Genomic DNA, 19,544 nt, shown 5'->3' on the forward strand with positions numbered 1-19,544 from the left:
AAAATTATGTTTACTATTTATTCATAACTATAGGCGTAAACTTCACTAGCATTACGCGCTTTTTGCTCAGTGGCATTGAGGACAAACCCTTTAACATTGATACCAGCTTGCTCAAAGCGGCGATACGCAATTTCAATTTCTTTTACTGAACTCACGCCAAAACGGGCAACGAGTAATGTTGTTCCCGCTAATGCACCCACAATACTTGGATCGGTAACGGCAAGTACCGGCGGTGTATCAATTAGTACTATGTCATATTCTTTCGATGCCCAAGTGACAAAGTCTTCAAACCTTGGGTGCATTAAAAGCTCTGACGGATTTGGGGGTACTGATCCTCGGGTAACAAGATCTAGATTGTCAATCCCCGAGGCTTTGACGACATCCTTTATTTCAGACTTACCTGATAATAAGTCCGATAATCCGTTCTCCCACTTAAGATTAAACTGACGTTGTAAATAACCTTTGCGCATATCCGCATCCACGATTAATACTTTTTGCCCCGTTTTGGCCAACACTGCGGCAAAGTTAACCGATACGAAAGACTTACCTAGCCCCGGCGCAGGGCCTGAAATCATCACCACATTGTTTTTTGCTTCCATCATAGCGAAATGAAGACTGGTTCTCAGCCCACGTAATGCCTCAATGGCTAAATCAGCAGGATTAGTCTCTGCAAGTAGAGCTTCATATTCTTGATTTTTCTTCTTACGCTTAAGATGAATATCAATTCCCGCTTGCCAGTTAGATTTAGGTACACTGGCATAAACAGGCAAACCAATTTGCTCAATTTGCTCAGGACTTTCAACCCCACGATGTAAAGCAGATCTTAACAAAACCAGAGCAATACTAATCACTCCGCCGAGTAATGTGGCCAGTAACACTACTAAGGCTTTTTTCGGTTTAATGGCTCGCGTATAGGCTTCTGCTTTATCGATAATGCGTACATTGCCAATTGTACTTGCTTTGACAATATTTAATTCTTGCACATGATTAAGCAATTTTAAATACATTTCCTGGTTGACTTCCACATCCCGTGTCATACGCAAAATATCACGTTGGGTTTTCGGCAAGGCTTGAATATTTTGATTAAGCCTATCTCTCTCTTTCAATAAAGTCTGCCGCTTATCCATTAACGAAATATAAGCAGGATGCTCTTTAGTAAAGAGTTGAGATATTTCACTCTCTTTAAAAGTGAGCTGATTAAGCTGTTCTTCAAGCTTCACCATGACATCTAATGATGATTTAGCTTCTAAGCCTAAATCAATGGAGTCATTCTCTTCTCTAAAACGATTCAATGTTTCTTCAGCTTCAACAAGTTTTGCTTTTACCAAAGGTAAATGTTGCTGTAAAAAAACAAGACTATTTTCAGCTTCGGCGGAATTTCGCGCCACATTTTGTAGAAAATAATCTTGACTAATATCATTTAAAATGTTTTCAATTTGGCCTCGATTATCTCCAGTGAAGGATAGCTGTAATACCCCTGTTTTTTTACCTTTTTCAGAAACCGACAAGTTATCTTGCACCCAAGTAATGGCATCGAGACGAGATTGCTTTTTAAGAGTAAAACTCATGCCGTTAGCACTGCTAACATCACTCACAAAAAGGCGATAATCCCCTTTCTGAGCCAGCTCTCCCACTCGCCCTGTTAATACTTTATTATCATTTCTATCATATAGCTCATAACTGCCAATATCGAGATTTGTGAACACTAGTTGATAACTGATAAAATTAGCATTAAGATATAAATAAGCTGGAATTTCAAACCGATTAATGTCAACATAATTAACATCGCCTAATAATCTCGCTAGTCCTTTACCAATAATAGGGAAATAATTAGGCTCTATGACTGTGGTTAAATCCAACTTATCGACTGTTTTACCCAATATCATTCGAGACTGTAGCACTTCAATTTCTGTCGTTGCAGACGACTCACTGCCAAACAAGTCTCCCATATCACCAAAGCCGGATATTCCAGAACTTTTTTCTTCTATTTGAATTAAGGCATCCGCTTTATAAATGGGCGTGGCCAATAAGGCATAAACTATACCAACTAACATAAAGAAACTGGTAATAGCGATAATCATCCAGCGCTGATCGATTAAAGTGCCCAATAGTTTACTTAAATCGATTTCATCATTGGATTCAGATAGTTTTGTCGACATATTTTGAGTCGAAGTCATAATAGAAATGTACTCGTAAAAACAATAAAAAATAATAGTTAAGTGAACAGCACTGAGCTAGCTTATTTTATTCGCCCAGGCATTAGCCGATTGTTCAATTAACTCATAAGCATACTCAAAGGCTTCTTGGCTCAGCTTGTAAGGATCGGGAATATCTTGCTTGCCTATCCACTGCCCAAACAGCATGGTTTTCCCTCGCGCGGCAGAGGAAATACTCGATACCGCATCGATATGCCCTTTTTCCATAACCAAGATCAAGTCATACTCTTGACACAATTCAGCCGTTAATTGCCTCGCTTTATGCGGGGTTAAATCTATATCGTGTTGCTTAGCAATTTGAGTGGCCATGCTATCGGCAGGTTTTCCCGATAAGCGACTTTTTTCAGTCGCTATTCCCGCTGAATCGACTTGCTTATGAGGTAAAAGGCTTTTAAGCAAATACTCCCCAGAAGGTGAACGACAAATATTCCCTACACACACTACTAACATTTTATTAAACATATTATTACCATGACAAAGTTCTATTATAAGACTGTGTTAAATAATTAATACTCAGAAAAGTCGGAAGCAAATTACTTACGACTCGATTCCAACGAGAAATAGGCTCAGTGGTGACATAAACAATATCATAAGGTTGCATCTCAAATGACGTTCCAATCACCATAGCAGTGGCATCAGAAATGTCCAACTGATAGACATTCGCAATAGGAGAAGCTATTTTAACTTCTGTCTCATCTTGATTTGAATTAACATCGAATTGCTTATTACCTCGAATAACAAACACACCAGTAGCATCAGACTCATTCTGATCTAAGCCGCCAACCGTACTCAAGGCTTCAGTTAAACTCATCCCCGCTCTGTCAATGGTAATTGTTTTAGGCGTTTTCACTTCCCCCATGACAAACACTTTTTGACCATCATTTCTCGGTACATGGATAATATCACCTGCATGCAATAAATGATTCTGGGTTAAATCCCCTTTTTGCATTAATGCATAAAGTGACACTTGAATCTCTTTACCATTACGTGTCAAAGTCACATTGCGCCAATCAGCATCTTCACCTAAGCCGCCAGCTTGATTGATGGCATCGAGCAAGGTTAATGGCACATTAGTAATGGGCTGCTTGCCCGGATTTTTAACTTCACCTGTCACATAAGTCTTTTGTGAGCGAAAGTTCGCCACATTGACATCAACTTGTGGACTTTCTATGAATTCTGCCAGTCTCTTTGACATTTCATCACGAATTTCAACAACTGTTTTGCCTTCAACGGTAACAAATCCAATATAAGGATAATAAATCCGCCCATCTGTATGCACCCAGTTACCGGACTCTGTAGTACTTCGATAAGAACCCGCGGGAATAGTAAGTTCAGGATGGTCCCAAACTGTCACATTGAGAATATCAGCAGGCCCAACACGATATTGATAGTTTGCAATTTCTTCATCCATACTCCTGTTCACTGTCGCCGTCGGGCTTGACGTTCGGTGCGAGTTCACAAATTGAGGCGTTAATTCATAAACATTAACCAAAGAATCAAAATCTGCCTCTTCTTTACCGGACGGTACTTCATTAACAATATTCTTACCTGAGGTGCTCAAATGTTGCCCAGGGGTCACACAGGCGGTAATAAAAGTTGACATAACGCCAATGCCAATAAGCTTGGAAAGTTTATTCATGATTAATAATTAAAATTAGGAATTGAAAAAGATCTGACAGAGCAGTTCTTTATATAATTGAACACAATATAGTACGAATTTAAATCACCGCTACACAAGCTATACACTGATAAAGCCTATGTTTTATATTGAAATGATAACTGCTGAAACACAGCATTAAACGATAAAAAAATAGGTGAAAAAACAAGTGACTAAGTTAAATGAGGTTAAACAAGTGAACAAGTGTAAAATAAAGTTAATGGAACATAACATTCATCACTAAAATCCCTTTAAAGTTTAAGTAATAATTCTAAACAATCAATTTATTTCAGACACGCTACCGCCCATGAATTTTGGCTTCCATAGTGCCATAAATCGTTTAAAATCAATTAAATGATAATAAACACAACCAAATTGATTAAGTTAACATCTAAGAGTTAACGCTTAGCTTGACAAAATTATGATAAATTTAACAATTTCATCAACAATAATAAAAAGCTCATACTAACCTCTGAAACACACTAGCCTAAATCGTACCATTTACTCTCATACGGTTAGACTTTATTGCAAAGGGTGTTTACACCATGTTAAACGCCGACATAATACACCATAACAGGCGTTAAAGTTGATAAAATTATGGAAATTTACGCACTTTTTGATCTCAAACCTTCAACAGCTTATTAAATAGGCAGCACAAGTAGTAGCATGTATAAAATTGAACCACATGTTATCAACTTTAATCGACAATATGTTATTAGTATTTATAAAGTGAATGCATTAATGCAATACAGTAACAGCTTACGAATACTGCAACGGCAGAGAATCTAGGCTCAGCAAGCTCTAAGATTAACAAGTAGAGTAGATAAATATCAAAACAAGGATAGCCATTAACGCCTTCAACGCTATTTCGATCTTTTCTCATTGCTCTGTTTAAATAACGGACTCAACAGCCGAGATCGTATAGGAGGGAAACACACAAAGAAACAAGACTAAAGTAGAGCTTACCTATAAAAATGACCCAATACTTTAATAGATAATTACCTGATTACCCATAAAGCTCAGTCATACTCAAATGCTTCTGTGGCATGGGAGGTGTTCTGAGTGCAACATACATTAATCGCGGTAACATGTCTTCAAGTGAAAACAGTCGATTAAAGCGATAACAATATTCAGTTAAATATCGGGGTAAGAATCTAGGGTTATGACGCTCACTACTATAATACACATCATCGACTTGAACAATATCCAATAATTGGCGTTTATCATCTCTCTCTTTCATCACTTGCATGATTTTTTGTTTCACACGCCAAGCCGTATTTTAAGATACGCCTATTCGGCGTTTAAGTGATAAAGCTGAAATACCGACTTTCAAATGCACAATTAAATGGACACTTAAAAGCCAGATAGTTAAGGGGAGCTTTGAATATTCAAATATCGTATTGGTTGTTAATGATGTTTGATGATGACAACGGTTACACTGATAAATTTTTCTGGATTTTAAAGTGCAGTGACTTTGTAAAGAACGTTTGGGACAAATAAAGCCTGTAGGCCATTTCCAATTAAACAATACCACTACACAACACCTTTACACATTGTTCTTAGCTTGCATATTTTTTGAACAATGCTAATAAACTATATCTAAGTTGATGTTAAATTTTACTTTTAACCAAGACCATTCTCCAGATCAAGCATTGCTCTAAATATAGCTCATATTTCAAAAAATTCATGGTTGAAGCTCGTGGGTAATCAGAAAAACTATTCCCAAATCAGCTTTCTAAAATGCTTTCGACAAACAGATTCATATCGCTCATTACCACCTATGGCCACTTGCTCCCCTTGACTAATAGGCCTGCCCTCTCCGTCGAGTCTCAATACCATATTGGCTTTTCGACCACAGTGGCAAATGGTTTTAAGTTCAACTAATTTATCAGCCCAAGCCAATAGATATTGACTACCAATAAATAACTCTCCTTGAAAGTCCGTTCTTAAACCATAACAAAGCACAGGAATATCAAACTCATCAACTATTTGAGTTAATTGTTTAACTTGTCCCTTAGAAAGAAATTGACACTCATCCACTAAAATACAATGTAATGCCCCTCGCTTTCTTTCATCAACGACGAATGAGAGTAAATCATCTCCTTGACTAAAAACGTGTGCTTCAGACTCTATTCCAATACGTGAAGCCACTTTTCCTACACCGTAACGGTTATCAATCGAAGCCGTCATGATTAAGGTATTCATGCCTCTTTCCTGATAATTATAAGAAGACTGTAATAATGACGTCGATTTTCCTGCATTCATTGCAGAGTAATAAAAATAAAGTTGTGCCAAACGCTTTGTCCTTTTATTCAATATTTCGGCTTAAGTTCTCGACCATGTTACGAATAAATGCCTAAGGGCTAAAAATCTTTCATGGTAAAAATCTATCTGAGCTAAACGTAATAACATTAGACAATAACAATCAAAATCCTTAATAAAAAGTGCCGCAATCAGAAACTGAACTGCGGCACTTAACTATATTATAACGCTCAACTAAGTTAATTGTTCAGTCTAATAGCGACCTTGATTTGATTTCATTCTCAATAAGATAACACTCATGACAAACAGTAAACTACAGGTCACAAAACCAATTGTTACCGAGCCTGTAAATCCAAGTACTAAGTAGCCTACTAAGCTGATGCCAGCCACAATGAGTGCATAAGGTAACTGAGTCATGACATGATCAATATGATGACAACTTGCACCCGTTGAAGATAAAATGGTGGTATCTGAAATGGGTGAGCAATGATCCCCAAATACAGCGCCAGCTAATACTGCAGCAAGCATAGGCAACATCATCGCGCTGTGACTGCCCATGGCCATATCAGCAGCAATAGGTAACATAATACCAAAGGTACCCCAGCTGGTTCCAGTTGCAAATGCAGTCAACCCCGCCAATATAAAGAGTACAGCAGGCAACATTTCAAAAGGAATATTGCCTGTCGCTAAACTGGCCATATATTTACCGGTTTCTAATTGGCCAATAACCGCAGCAATTGTCCAGGCAAACATCAAAATGTACAAGGCAGGTAACATTGAACGCGCGCCCATAGTCATGCCTTTAAAAATCATTTTCTTATCGATGCCTTGCACGATACTCATGACTAAGGTCACAATTAATCCGATAATGGCACCAAAAAATAATGATGACCCCACATCGGTGTTTTCAAAAGCGCCAATGATATTAAAGGGGATCCCTTTTTCAACGAGTACATCTGCTCCACTGCTGACCATAAAATAAAATGTAGCTAATACTAAGACTGAAATAGGTAAAAATAACCCTAATATTTTGCCTGAACTCGCCTCAGGTAAATCTGAAACAGCTCCTGGGGGTAACCCTTTTGCTTCATCATATAAGTTACCTTTTTGCGCATTCAGTTCATGCTCTCTCATGGGGCCGACATCCAATCCCATCAATGCCACACAAATAAGTAATAATAAAGCAAAAATGGCATAAAAGTTCATTGGGATCATTTGAACAAATACGCTTAAATGTCCAGAATCAGTAAAACCATGAGCCGTTAAAATGCCACCAATTAAAGCGATGATATAGGCACCCCAACTCGAGACTGGGGATATCACACAAACAGGAGCCGCTGTAGAGTCTAATAAATAAGCCAGTTTACTGCGAGAAACATAATATCGGTCAGTTAATGGCCTAGCCACACTTCCCACAACCAAACTATTGAAGTAATCATCAATAAACACAACACACCCGAGGAAAATCGTTAATAATTTTGCATCACGTTTATTGCGAATATGTTTTCTTGCCCACTCAGCAAACGCTCTCGCTGAGCCACTCACGGTTATCAATGCGGTGATCATTCCAAGCAACACTAAAAAAGCCAGAATATACAAGTTCCAGCTATTCAATGCACCGTCATCCCAAACAAGACTCGTCACTTTAGCAGCTAAATACTGGCCTGTTCCCAGAAAAGAAAAGTCAGTTAAAAGAAGGCCCCCTATAAGGATCCCCAATCCAAGAGAAAGTAATACGCGGCGAGTAATCATCGCCAACACAACTGCTACCACAGGCGGCAGCAAAGAAAGAGCCGAATCGGCATAGCTTATAATTGTCATTTATCTTCTTCGCTAAATACAAATGTAGGACAACTGAACTGGTGGGGTTTAGTACTTATCCTGTTCTGGTAACACATCATAGCTGTCATTAATCAAATCAACATCAAATTTGCCTGTCATCCTAACAAGCAATACTATAATTAATGTATTTATACACTCGACTCATCTCTATCATCAATATGAATAAATATCGAATAAAATCATGATATAAAAACACTCTTTTTGCGCTACTTAACCAACCTCAACAACCCTCTGTAAATTGACACGCGCCACATAAAAGCACAAGCGGCGAAAGGGAGCGAGCCTTTTGCCACTTTTCGTGATCTTAGTCACATTTTGCAGCTACGTAAAAGTACAATGTTCAATAATGATAAGCAAGTATTGATTTTACTTATACGCTAAACAGCCGCTGTTAGTTCTGGTACTGCCTCAAAAAGATCGGCCACTAATCCATAATCAGCGACTTGAAAAATAGGTGCTTCAGGATCTTTATTGATAGCAACAATAATCTTTGAATCTTTCATGCCCGCAAGATGTTGAATAGCACCGGATATACCAGCCGCAATATAAAGCTCCGGCGCAACAATTTTACCTGTTTGCCCTACTTGTAGATCGTTAGGTACAAACCCTGCATCTACAGCAGCTCGTGATGCCCCAATTGCCCCACCCAATTTATCAGCAAGGGCCTCTAAAATATTGAAATTTTCACCACTTCCCATACCACGACCGCCAGAAATTATCACATTAGCGCTACCCAATTCAGGTCGTTCTGACTCTGTAAGCTGTTGAGAAACAAAAGTTACCTCAGGTACAAAAACAGTATCAATTGTCACTAACGCAGCATTGCCATCCATTTCAACAGCATCAAAAGCACTTGAACGAACAGTGATCACTTTTTTAGTATCTAGGCTTTGCACTGTCGCTAAAGCATTACCCGCATAAATAGGACGTACAAAGGTATCGGCTGATACCACTTCAACAACTTCAGATAATTGTGCAACATCCAACAAAGCCGCTACACGTGGGAATACATCTTTACCAATACTTGATGCAGCGCCTAAAATCACATCATAATCACTAGCTAACTTAGTTATTAATAAAGACATATTTTCGGCAAGTCCGTTAGCATACTCTATCGCATCCAAATAGATTATTTGCCTAACGTTTGATAACTTTTGTGCTTCAGTGGCAACTTGATGGCATTGATGCCCAACAACCAAGACATCACATTCTCCTCCTATTGCTTGAGCACAAGCCATGACTTTTGCTGTTTCAAGTTTTAAACTCTCATTATCATGCTCTGCTAATATTAATATTGCCATCAGATCACCTTCGCTTCATTTTTCAACTTTTCAACTAACTCATCAACAGATTTGACAATCACACCTGCACTTCTTTTTATAGGCGGCGCCACACTCAAAACTTTCTGATGCTGTTTTAACGACACTTCTAATGCATCAGGTGTCATAACATCTAATGGTTTTCGTTTTGCTTTCATAATATTAGGTAACTTGGCATATCGTGGTTCATTTAAGCGAAGATCTGAAGTTACCACAGCAGGAAGCGATAATTTTAGTGTTTGTAATCCCCCGTCCACTTCCCGTGTAACAGTCAATTCCTCCCCCTCTAATAGGACTTCGGATGCAAATGTGGCTTGAGGCATTTTTCCTAGCGCAGCTAACATTTGTCCCGTTTGGTTATTGTCTCCATCAATTGACTGCTTACCTAAAATCACCAACTCGGCCTGCTCTTTCTCTTGAACCGCATGTAATATTTTAGCTATAGAAAGGGGCACCAGTTCATCACTGGTTTCAACATGAATAGCTCTATCTGCACCTAATGCCAGTGCTGTACGTAACTGCTCTTGAACAGCTTTAGTACCAATACTGACCACGACCACTTCTTGAGCCTTTCCAGACTCTTTAAGTCGAACCGCTTCTTCAACTGCGATTTCACAAAAAGGGTTTATTGCCATTTTCAAATTCGCGGTATCAACTTGCTGAGTATCAGTATTGACTCTGACCTTCACATTAGCATCGACGACACGTTTTACTGGTACCAATACTTTCATAAAGCTTCCTTGTACGTCTTTTATTAAATTCTTGAACCGATATATCCAAATAAAGGACTATCTCACTTGCTTGATAGGGTATCAATAAAATGGATGTTAACCTTACCAGAATGACATCCAAATCATCCCCCACTCTACTTGCTGTTAACGTTAACGTCAACTCGATTCAAACGTTCGTTTTTATTTGTGTTTAATTTATATCCACACAAAAGCAACAATTTCGTCAAAAATACATTAAAAAAGCATTTTTTTTATTTAAAAACCAAATAATATTCATTTATTGCAATATTTATTTGATCCTCAGCTAAATAGTTTCTATTATTCGTACTTGAATATAAAAACTTTCTACATTGGATTGGATCTAAATAACTATGAGCGAATTTCTAGATATATTAACACATGGACGTCGATTTAAAGCTGCTGTTAAGGAGTTAAGCTTAGAACAACTTCAAGAGCTTGCTGAGAAACTTGAAAAGATTATAGAAGAAAAGTCTTCTCAAGCAGAGGCAGATAATCAAGCACTCGCTGAGCGTAATGCTAAAATCGAAGAAATCCGCAAGCAAATGGAAGCTGTTGGATTATCAGTTGACGATATTGGTGGAGCAGCCATTAAATCGGCCCCTAAAAAACGTGCTCCTCGCCCACCAAAATATAAAATCAATGTGGATGGTGAAGAAATTACATGGACAGGTCAAGGTCGTATGCCTACTGTTTTTAAAGCGGAACTAGACAAAGGTCGCAACATGGAAGACTTTCTTATTTAAGATTAAGTCTAAGCAACTAATAAAAAGCCCAGTTATGCTGGGCTTTTTTTATACTCTCATTGATACAAATATTACGTTTTTCCTTATATTAACCCAATATTTACTCTTGTATCTTACAGCCAATAAAAGAGATGCTAGCAGCTGATTTAAATGAACTTTTATAACCTAGCTATCATGAGAGTAGTGCTATAAATAATGTTAAAATCTCATTTACCTGTTTCTACATACCTATTATTTTTAATCAATGGAACTCTTATGCAAAAATAACGTCTATATAAGTTTATGCATTTTAATATCAAATAATATTTATTATTGTTTATGAATTTTTGTTCTACATAAATGACTTTTATTCAATTAATATTCATTGTTGTTAATATTTATTCGTCTATTATTCATTCGTAGGATAACGTCAAGAATAAATCCAGTGTAAAATACAAGCTTAATAGCACTGTCATAGAGCTCTTTTTCATTAGAAATATTTAATTTAAACGACATAAGATGAACAAAGATTTGTGCAAATAAACTTCATTAATCGCCTTGTAAACAAGTCTTTTAATATTGTTAGATCAATTTATACTTTTATCCAATTACAAAAAGAAATACAATTTTATTCAATAAAAAATCTCAGTTCCTCTTTAATCCCCCTTCCCCATACCAAGCTAAAAATAACTCTCTAAACACCTTTATGAACGGACTCTCCCTCAATGTAATACAGTAATATTTTTATTCAGTTGACGTAAATAAAAGTAAATATCAGGACTGTTTTCATCACTTTCTTCCCGCCACTTATCCCTATTCATTTATTTCAATCTACTTCATATAATTGGATACCCTATCCTCCTATTCCTGTTTAAAGCACTAAACAAGAGCAACGATTTCTGGTTTAAAAAGTAATTTTTAACCCTTTTTTCACTTAATGGCTTTCTGAAAATCGATTTTAGCGCTAAGATGTAGATATCTATAAAAACATGAATTATCTGTTACTTAGAGTTTCTTTAATGCTAATCCAATAGCATTAAGTCAATGCACTCAACACATAACTTAATGCATAGATAATAACTGACCCCATCTTAAAATTTAACTAAGGCTTAATCGACATGAGACTGATACTACTCATTGTACTCACCGCACTGCTTAGCGCATGTAACAGTAATTACACCTTTAATAGCAACCTCAATAGAGATGCAATCGAAGATTATTTCAAACCATCAGAAGTGACGGTTTACGAGGGTGATACGCAACCTTTAGGCCAATATGAATTGAAAGGTCTCGTACAAGGAGAAGCTTGTCAAGTGGAAAAAAATGGTGTTCCTGTAACACTAGCAGATGCTAGAACGCTGGCAAGGCGAGCTGCAGCGGATAAAAATGCCAATGGGTTAATTATCAAAAATTGTGTGTTAGTTGCAGAACCCACACCAGGCTGTTTTAGTAGTGCTCTATGCATAGGACAAGCCATTAAGACACCGACCAATACCGACAAGTAGAGCTAAAAATATTCATGCATTTTACCAATCAAATTGAAGCAGTTGCTTATTGCCAAACGCCTTATAAGCAAAAATTTGGGATCCCACGTCAACCAGGTTTAGTTAACTCTGTTAGAGGCTATATAAAGCTTAACGGTGCTTATAACCAACTCGATACAGTAAGAGGTTTAGAGCAATTCTCTCATTTATGGTTACTGTTTTGTTTCCATGAAAACCTCAAGCAAGGTTGGAAACCCACCGTTAGGCCCCCTCGTTTAGGCGGGAATGAAAAACTCGGGGTGTTTGCTACCCGTTCAACTTTCAGACCAAATGGTATCGGGCAATCTGTGGTCAAACTCCATCAAATCCAACATAACTCAGGACAGGTGAGTCTCGAAATTTCAGGAATGGATTTACTGGACGGCACCCCCATTATCGATATTAAACCTTATATCCCTTTTTCAGATGCCATTGAAAATGCGATAGGTGGAATAGCCCAAGAAGCCCCACTATTAATTGACGTTACCTTTTCAAAAGAAGCTAAAAAGCAGCTACTTAAATATCACGATAGGCCCCATTTGGAAGCATTTATAACTGAAGTTCTCGCCCAAGATCCAAGACCTGCTTATAAGAAAGGAAAAATGGATCTAAAACAATACCAAATTGCATTATACGATTTAGACATTTTATGGCAAATGCAAGAAGGCGCTATTTTAGTCTGTCATATTGGACCTGCTAACCTATAAAAATCATTGAGTATTCGTTAAAATATCTCCATATGCTCTAACTTGAACATGGAAATGAGTACGCACATGCAAGTCGATTATCAAGCTCAACATAAGCAACGATTAGCCTATATGCCTTGGCTCTATTACACACTCAAAGAAAAACATAAACAATGGGCGCTTCCTTGGCAAACACAAATACAATCACAACTTTGTGCGCTTGAAACCATCAGCATTGGACAGAATTGTTTCGTTGCTCCGCAAGCACACTTATTTGCCGAACCTGGCCGTGATATAAAAATGGGCGATCAATGTATGATTGCAGCAGACAGCTTCATTCACGGACCTATCACTATGGGTAACGAAGTAGCCATTAATCATGGCTGTTCACTTGATGGCGGACGGGCGGGTATTGTCATTGGCGATAAAACTCGCATAGCCAACAACGTGACTATCTATGCTTTTAATCACGGTATGAGCATGCAGCAAAGTATTTACCAGCAGAAAGTGAATTCATTAGGCATAACCATAGGGATAGATGTGTGGGTAGGCGCTCAAGCTGGTATCGTTGATGGGGTGACTATTGGTTCACATAGCGTTATTGCTATGGGAGCTATAATTACTAAAGATGTCGAGCCTTATGCCATTATGGCCGGTAATCCAGCAAAAAAAGTGGGAGATAGGCGTGATAAATCATAATTGACTCACACTTTTTTATCCTACAACAAGAATATTTAGCATATTCCAATAATCATGGGTGACAACAGCAAGCTTAATGATAAAATGTCGCCCAATTACATTCTAAACATGGACATCGGTAATGCGAGTTAGCAAGTACCTACTATCAACAAAAAAAGAAACACCAGCAGATGCTGAAGTTATCAGTCATCAGCTTATGCTACGTGCAGGAATGATCCGCAAAAACGCATCAGGCTTATATAGTTGGCTTCCTACTGGACTCAAAGTCTTACGTAAAGTCGAAGCGATTGTACGTGAAGAAATGATGAAAGCTGGCGCGATTGAAATATCCATGCCCATGGTACAACCTGCCGATCTTTGGACTGAAACCGGTCGCTGGGAAAAATTTGGCCCTGAACTATTACGTTTTCAAGATAGACACAATCGTGACTTTGTCTTAGGACCGACTCATGAAGAAGTCATCACCGATATCGTACGCAAAGAAGTCAACTCATATAAACAACTTCCTTTAAATTTATTTCAGATCCAAACCAAGTTCCGTGATGAAGTTCGCCCACGTTTTGGTGTCATGCGGTCACGTGAATTTTTGATGAAAGATGCCTACTCTTTTCATTTAGATCAAAAGACGATGGATGAGACTTATCAATCCATGTTTACAGCCTATAGTAATATTTTGTCTCGTATGGAGCTATCATTTAGACCTGTATTAGCAGATACAGGATCCATTGGCGGCAGCTTATCCCATGAATTTCATGTGCTAGCCAATAGCGGTGAAGATTTAATTGCATACTCCACTGGCAGTGATTACGCAGCCAATATTGAAAAAGCCCAAGCTCCGCTGCCGACAAAGGAACGAAACGCCCCCACTCAGGCAATAACTGAACTTGATACCCCCAATGCAAAAACCATCGCTACGCTGGTTTCTGAGCATCAGATCCATATCGAGAATACGGTGAAAACCATCATCGTTAAAGGTGCAAATGATGACGCGCCTCTCGTTGCTTTAGTTATTCGAGGCGATCATGAACTCAATGAAGTCAAAGCTGAAAAATTAGACGCTGTTCTTGCGCCACTCACTTTTGCAGAAGAAGTAGACATAAGAGCCACAATTGGCGCAGGACCTGGATCATTAGGTCCAGTCGAACTCCCAATACCTATCATTATCGATCATAGCGTCGATGTGATGAGTGATTTTGTTGCAGGTGCAAATACCGACGGTAAACACCTAACAGGAATAAACTGGGAACGTGATTTGCCTCAAGCTCAAACAGCTGACTTACGCAATATTATTGAAGGGGAAGCGAGCCCTTGTGGACAGGGTAACATAGCCCTTTTACGTGGTATTGAAGTGGGACATATTTTCCAATTAGGCACAAATTACTCTGAGTCAATGCATGCTAATGTGCTGGATGAAAATGGAAAATCTCAGTCGTTACTCATGGGATGTTATGGTATTGGAGTGAGCCGCATTGTCGCTGCTGCCATTGAACAAAATCACGATGAGAGAGGCATTATTTGGCCTAACGCTATTGCTCCGTTTACTGTGGGTATTCTCCCTATGAACATGCACAAATCTCATCGAGTAAAAGATATGGCTGAAAAGCTTTATCAAGAGCTAAATGAGTTAGGAATAGAAGTGCTCTTTGATGATCGTAAAGAGCGTCCTGGTGTTATGTTTGCTGATATGGAATTGATCGGACTACCACATGTCATTGTCATTGGCGATCGTAATATTGACAATGGTGTTTTTGAATACAAAAACCGCCGTACAGGTGAAAAGCAGGATATCCCTTTTGAGCAGATTATTGACTTCATAAAGTCAGCATAACCCTTGATTATTAAAGCCTTTATTCTAATATTAAAGGCTTTTTTTCTTCATCACTTCCTCATGTTAGTAAACATCCTTCTCTGTGTCTATATTCAACTCGTTTTTTATTAAAAACTTCCTTAAAACAACTATACTTTGACTAATTAAACAACTGAGGAACAGTCATCTAGCATAATAAAAACCTTTAGATTCAACACATAAAATAAAGGCTCATTGTTTGAATAATTTATTTTTCAATTTAAGGATTTAGTTATGTCAGATAAAACAGCGCTTGTTTTTGGTGGTGGAGGCGCTAGGGCAGCTTATCAAGTCGGTGTATTAAAAGCCATAGTCCAATTTTACCCGAGAAGTCACGGTATTCCTTTTAAAGTATTAAGCGGTACTTCTGCAGGAGGGATTAATGCAACGGCACTTGCCACATATGCATCGTGCTTTCATTTAGGCGTAAGAAAATTAGAATGGGTATGGTCAAATCTGTCTATTGACCAAGTCTATAGTGCATCTATCGCTGGCGTATTTGGTCACTTAGGTAAAATGGCATTTAAAGGTATGAAGTCAAAAGGCCCTAACTTACAGCCTGCAAGCCTATTTAATAATGAGCCTCTGCGTAATTTACTCGATCAACTCGTGGATTTTGAACGTATCGATAGAAATATTAACAGGCACAGTTTAGATGCTATTAGTTTAGATACTTCATGTTTCGACAGCTGTTTTTGTGAAACATTTTTTCAAGCTAAATCCAATATTCAAGACTGGCAGCGCTCAAGACGCTGCGGGCGAAGAACAAGGCTCACAACCGATCATTTACTCGCCAGTGCAGCAATCCCACTTATTTTCCCTACGGTAAAAATAGGGCAATCTTATTATGCTGACGGCTCATTACATCAATTTGCCCCATTAAGTAGTCCTATCCATTTAGGTGCGAACAGGATCATTGCCATAAACTTAGAAAGCCCCCATAAAAATGAGCAGCAATCCAATACTCACTACCCTCAAGTAGAGACTATAGCAGGGCACCTGCTCGATACTATTTTTTCAGATACGATTAATAGTGATTTAGAGCGTTTACTCAGAATTAACAAAACAATGGCCAATATTCCAAAAGCATACCGTAGGGCTATTCCCCTTAATCATATTGATGCACTTGTGATTAAACCCAGTGAAGATTTGAGTGAAATTGCGGCTAAGTACTTTCACACTATCCCTATTGCTTTTAAAATACTCATGAAATTAATGGGAATAACTGGCCAATCTGATTCCAGTATTGTTTCATACCTATTATTTGACAAAGATTACTGTAAAGCGCTCATACGGTTAGGCTACGAAGACACTCTGTGCCAAATTGATGACGTTAAGCACTTTCTCAATATTAATGACAGACTATTAAGTAATTGATATTTTATCCACAGCCACTTTTGCCCAATGCTGATATATTGCTTCGCCTGGATGAAAGCCATCTATTGCCATTTTGTCCGCTTCTAATAAAGGGCCCAAATTAATGATATGACAATCAATCTCCTGTGATAACCAATGAGTTAAAGACTGATTAAACTGCTGGCTTCTAACCCCTAAAAACCAAGCTAACGGTTGAGGTAAAACTGGGAAATCGCCCATAGGAGGCACTAGAGAAAACAACACTTGCTGGCTCGATAGCTCTTTTCTGCAAAACTGAAGCAAAGCTTGTTGCTGAGAAATCCAAGTATCAACTTGAATAAAGCGAGTCACATCATTAACACCGAGCGAAATAATAACAACATCCACCTCTCGCTTTTCCATCGTTTTTACTGCAATAAGCAGATCTTGCGTTGAATAGCCAGATTGCGCAAATAATCTCCAATTGAGTGTCACACGATCAGCCAACTGTTTTACTATTTGACCAGATAATGCTTGAGACTGCTCATTAACTCCCACACCAGCTGCCGCAGAGTCACCGAGGATAAGTAAACTCAAAGGCTGACCATTGCCACTTATTCCTGCCCTTTCGCCTTCAGGTTCTGGTAATTTAGGCGTAGTTTTACGAACATACCAAGCTTGAGCGCATAAAAGCGGTGACAATAAAATTAATAATATATAATACCAAATATTCACATTATTGCTCTCCTTATGCTTGAATTGGTATGGGTATGATGCCCGTTATTCAGTCATCATACCGTTTAACCTCACGTTGAGCTTATCGCTTTATTGGATATTACGTTTTTCTACATTTGCCATAATATAGCTATCCACAACGCGTTCTAAAATGGTTAAAGGCATAGCTCCATTCTTCAAAATCACATTATGAAACTCAATTAAACTGAACTCTTCTCCTAAAGTCGATTGCGCCTTTTCTCTTAAGGATAAAATTTTCATCATACCAATTTTATAGGCTGTCGCTTGTCCTGGCATCACAATATAGCGTTCAATCTCAGCTATTACATCACTTTCAGGCATGCCCGTATTATTAGACATATATTGAATTGCCTCCTCTCTTGTCCAGCGTTTATGATGAATACCTGTATCGACAACTAAGCGAACGGCTCTAAAAAGCTCCGCTTGTAAACGACCAATATTATCAAAAGGATCCGCTTGGTAACCAAGTTCCCATGCCACTCGCTCTGAATATAATGCCCAGCCCTCAGAATAGGCAACAAAAGGCGCCATTTTCCGAATAAAAGGCATATTTTCAAGTTCCATAGCAACAGAAAGTTGAAAGTGATGCCCAGGAACCCCTTCATGATAGGCCAATGTTCTCATGCCAAATTTAGGCGTTGCTTTGATATCATAAAGATTAGCAAAAAAGCGCCCTGGACGACTCCCATCAATAGCTGGCATCTCATAATAAGCCCCCGGTGCGGTTTGCTCTTTAAATTCAGGAATACGTACGACTTCAAGTGATGCTTCAGGTTTTACACCAAATGCGGCATCGATCCCCTGATTAATTTCAGTCAGGATCTGGTTATAATCTTGCAATATTTGCGCCCGTCCGGCGGCACTATCTTCATAGTAAAATTCAGCTTGATTAGTTAGAACGGCCATTGACTGAGTGAAGCCTTCTGACACTTCATACCCTTGGGTGTCTAAAATGCTTAATATTTCAGATTGAATACGTCTCACATCATCTAAACCCAATTGATGGATTTGCTCAGCCGATAAATCTGTTGTAGTAAAAAACTTTAATGCCTGCTTATAGGCTTTATCACCATTGGGCAGATGCCAAAAACCGGCATCATTCACGGCTTTGCTTTTCAATTTAGCAAAATAATGAATAAATAAATCATAAGCTGGATACACATTATCTTGGATGAGTACTCTAGCTGCGAGTAAAATACGTTCTTTATCGAATTGTGAAAAATGAGGCACTTTATTCATTTTATCCACTAACGCAGTATAAAGAATATTATCTTCAACCGGAGTTTCTACAAAGGCATTCATTTCTGTGAGTACACGCTCAATGACAAACTTAGGCGGAATAATGCCTTTTTGCTCACGAAGTTGAAGACCTTCTAGATTTTGAGCAAATTTTATTTTTACTTTTTCTAAACGAGATAAATAATACTCAGCATCAGTAATATTATTTATTTGATGAGTTGATGCCATAAAACTCGGATACCCGTTTTGCACACCAAACAACTGATTAACAGGATAATTATGATACCGATATGCTTTACTTTCTATTATGAAATCCAGTAGATAAAGTGATATATCTTTAGACAATAACTCATTTTCATCTAAATAAGCATCATCATAGCTCAATAATGTCGCTTTTAAATCATCGACCTGTGCCAGTAGCTCATCCATTTTTTCGGGGCTATCATTATTAAGTTGACCATTGTGCGAAGTAATACCTAATGATTCCAGAAACCCTAAAGACGTTAATGTTTCAGGGCTATCTAACGCCACTTTTAATACACTTCTATCTAAAAATACTCTAAAGATAAAAGGTTTTTGAGCAAACCATTCATGTGCAACAAACATACTCGACAATAACGTGAGGCTCAGTAAAATAAACCCTAACCGCTTCCCTGTTTTTTTTATCATTTCTTTCCCTGCTAATCATTA

At 38.2% G+C, this 19,544-nt stretch carries 15 protein-coding genes and 1 pseudogene; 6 read left to right on the forward strand and 10 right to left on the reverse strand.

Features of this window, described 5'->3' with window-relative positions:
- Positions 1-17: 17 nt before the first annotated feature.
- The 8 genes and pseudogenes from Q0976_RS10960 to Q0976_RS10995 all read right to left on the reverse strand — a co-directional run bounded on the left by Q0976_RS10960 (position 18) and on the right by Q0976_RS10995 (position 10,027).
- Positions 18-2,177, reverse strand: coding sequence for a polysaccharide biosynthesis tyrosine autokinase (locus tag Q0976_RS10960; protein ID WP_299493853.1), 2,160 nt, complete (start codon positions 2,175-2,177; stop codon positions 18-20).
- A gap of 57 nt (positions 2,178-2,234) precedes the next feature.
- Positions 2,235-2,678, reverse strand: a complete 444-nt coding sequence (locus tag Q0976_RS10965) for a low molecular weight protein-tyrosine-phosphatase (protein WP_299493854.1) — start codon at positions 2,676-2,678, stop codon at positions 2,235-2,237.
- 4 nt (positions 2,679-2,682) lie between these two features.
- Positions 2,683-3,855: a polysaccharide export protein gene (locus Q0976_RS10970; RefSeq protein WP_299493855.1), complete on the reverse strand. Its 1,173-nt coding sequence runs from the start codon at positions 3,853-3,855 to the stop codon at positions 2,683-2,685.
- Between the two features lie 1,024 nt (positions 3,856-4,879).
- Positions 4,880-5,456: pseudogene (locus tag Q0976_RS10975) on the reverse strand (IS1595 family transposase).
- Between the two features lie 133 nt (positions 5,457-5,589).
- Positions 5,590-6,168 (reverse strand): thymidine kinase, encoded by a 579-nt coding sequence (locus Q0976_RS10980; protein ID WP_299493856.1) that lies wholly within the window; start codon positions 6,166-6,168, stop codon positions 5,590-5,592.
- A 219-nt stretch (positions 6,169-6,387) separates the two neighbouring features.
- A complete protein-coding gene (locus Q0976_RS10985) occupies positions 6,388-7,956 on the reverse strand; it encodes a Na+/H+ antiporter NhaC family protein (RefSeq protein ID WP_299493857.1) in 1,569 nt (522 codons plus the stop codon).
- Positions 7,957-8,354: 398 nt separating this feature from the next.
- A complete protein-coding gene (locus Q0976_RS10990) occupies positions 8,355-9,278 on the reverse strand; it encodes an FAD-binding protein (protein ID WP_299493858.1) in 924 nt (307 codons plus the stop codon).
- Positions 9,278-10,027 carry an electron transfer flavoprotein subunit beta/FixA family protein gene (locus Q0976_RS10995; RefSeq protein ID WP_299493859.1) on the reverse strand — a complete coding sequence of 250 codons (750 nt, stop codon included), beginning with the start codon at positions 10,025-10,027 and terminating at the stop codon, positions 9,278-9,280. The genes Q0976_RS10990 and Q0976_RS10995 overlap by 1 nt, the downstream gene beginning before the upstream one ends.
- Before the next feature lie 371 nt (positions 10,028-10,398).
- On the opposite strand from Q0976_RS10995, the gene Q0976_RS11000 reads away from it, so the two are divergent.
- From Q0976_RS11000 to Q0976_RS11025, 6 genes are all read left to right on the forward strand, one after another.
- A complete protein-coding gene (locus Q0976_RS11000) occupies positions 10,399-10,791 on the forward strand; it encodes an H-NS family nucleoid-associated regulatory protein (RefSeq protein ID WP_299493860.1) in 393 nt (130 codons plus the stop codon).
- A gap of 1,097 nt (positions 10,792-11,888) precedes the next feature.
- Positions 11,889-12,275, forward strand: a complete 387-nt coding sequence (rcsF, locus tag Q0976_RS11005; RefSeq protein WP_299493861.1) for an Rcs stress response system protein RcsF — start codon at positions 11,889-11,891, stop codon at positions 12,273-12,275.
- 14 nt (positions 12,276-12,289) lie between these two features.
- Complete coding sequence (tsaA, locus tag Q0976_RS11010) at positions 12,290-13,000, forward strand: tRNA (N6-threonylcarbamoyladenosine(37)-N6)-methyltransferase TrmO (RefSeq protein ID WP_299493862.1); 711 nt, start codon at positions 12,290-12,292, stop codon at positions 12,998-13,000.
- 66 nt (positions 13,001-13,066) lie between these two features.
- Positions 13,067-13,678 (forward strand): acyltransferase, encoded by a 612-nt coding sequence (locus Q0976_RS11015; RefSeq protein WP_299493863.1) that lies wholly within the window; start codon positions 13,067-13,069, stop codon positions 13,676-13,678.
- A 121-nt stretch (positions 13,679-13,799) separates the two neighbouring features.
- Complete coding sequence (locus tag Q0976_RS11020; protein WP_299493864.1) at positions 13,800-15,506, forward strand: proline--tRNA ligase; 1,707 nt, start codon at positions 13,800-13,802, stop codon at positions 15,504-15,506.
- A gap of 252 nt (positions 15,507-15,758) precedes the next feature.
- Positions 15,759-16,901, forward strand: coding sequence for a patatin-like phospholipase family protein (locus Q0976_RS11025; protein ID WP_299493865.1), 1,143 nt, complete (start codon positions 15,759-15,761; stop codon positions 16,899-16,901).
- Here the strand turns inward: Q0976_RS11025 and Q0976_RS11030 are convergent.
- Both Q0976_RS11030 and Q0976_RS11035 read right to left on the reverse strand, forming a co-directional pair.
- Entirely contained in the window at positions 16,890-17,594 is a 705-nt protein-coding gene (locus Q0976_RS11030) for an SGNH/GDSL hydrolase family protein (RefSeq protein WP_299493866.1), read from the reverse strand. The genes Q0976_RS11025 and Q0976_RS11030 overlap by 12 nt on opposite strands.
- A 90-nt stretch (positions 17,595-17,684) precedes the next feature.
- A complete protein-coding gene (locus Q0976_RS11035; protein ID WP_299493901.1) occupies positions 17,685-19,460 on the reverse strand; it encodes a DUF885 family protein in 1,776 nt (591 codons plus the stop codon).
- Between the last annotated feature and the right edge of the window lie 84 nt (positions 19,461-19,544).

Source organism: uncultured Shewanella sp., assembly GCF_947501665.1.
GTDB lineage: Bacteria > Pseudomonadota > Gammaproteobacteria > Enterobacterales > Shewanellaceae > Shewanella.

Bases quoted from the DNA above. Each gene is read 5' to 3' on its own strand.
- Q0976_RS10990 (WP_299493858.1), bottom strand. From the start codon at position 9,278: ATGGCAATATTAATATTAGCAGAGCATGATAATGAGAGTTTAAAACTT.
- Q0976_RS10985 (WP_299493857.1), bottom strand. From the start codon at position 7,956: ATGACAATTATAAGCTATGCCGATTCGGCTCTTTCTTTGCTGCCGCCT.
- rcsF (WP_299493861.1), top strand. From the start codon at position 11,889: ATGAGACTGATACTACTCATTGTACTCACCGCACTGCTTAGCGCATGT.
- Q0976_RS10960 (WP_299493853.1), bottom strand. From the start codon at position 2,177: ATGACTTCGACTCAAAATATGTCGACAAAACTATCTGAATCCAATGAT.
- Q0976_RS10970 (WP_299493855.1), bottom strand. From the start codon at position 3,855: ATGAATAAACTTTCCAAGCTTATTGGCATTGGCGTTATGTCAACTTTT.
- Q0976_RS11015 (WP_299493863.1), top strand. From the start codon at position 13,067: ATGCAAGTCGATTATCAAGCTCAACATAAGCAACGATTAGCCTATATG.
- Q0976_RS11000 (WP_299493860.1), top strand. From the start codon at position 10,399: ATGAGCGAATTTCTAGATATATTAACACATGGACGTCGATTTAAAGCT.
- Q0976_RS10965 (WP_299493854.1), bottom strand. From the start codon at position 2,678: ATGTTTAATAAAATGTTAGTAGTGTGTGTAGGGAATATTTGTCGTTCA.
- Q0976_RS11020 (WP_299493864.1), top strand. From the start codon at position 13,800: ATGCGAGTTAGCAAGTACCTACTATCAACAAAAAAAGAAACACCAGCA.
- Q0976_RS11025 (WP_299493865.1), top strand. From the start codon at position 15,759: ATGTCAGATAAAACAGCGCTTGTTTTTGGTGGTGGAGGCGCTAGGGCA.
- tsaA (WP_299493862.1), top strand. From the start codon at position 12,290: ATGCATTTTACCAATCAAATTGAAGCAGTTGCTTATTGCCAAACGCCT.
- Q0976_RS11035 (WP_299493901.1), bottom strand. From the start codon at position 19,460: ATGTTTGTTGCACATGAATGGTTTGCTCAAAAACCTTTTATCTTTAGA.
- Q0976_RS10995 (WP_299493859.1), bottom strand. From the start codon at position 10,027: ATGAAAGTATTGGTACCAGTAAAACGTGTCGTCGATGCTAATGTGAAG.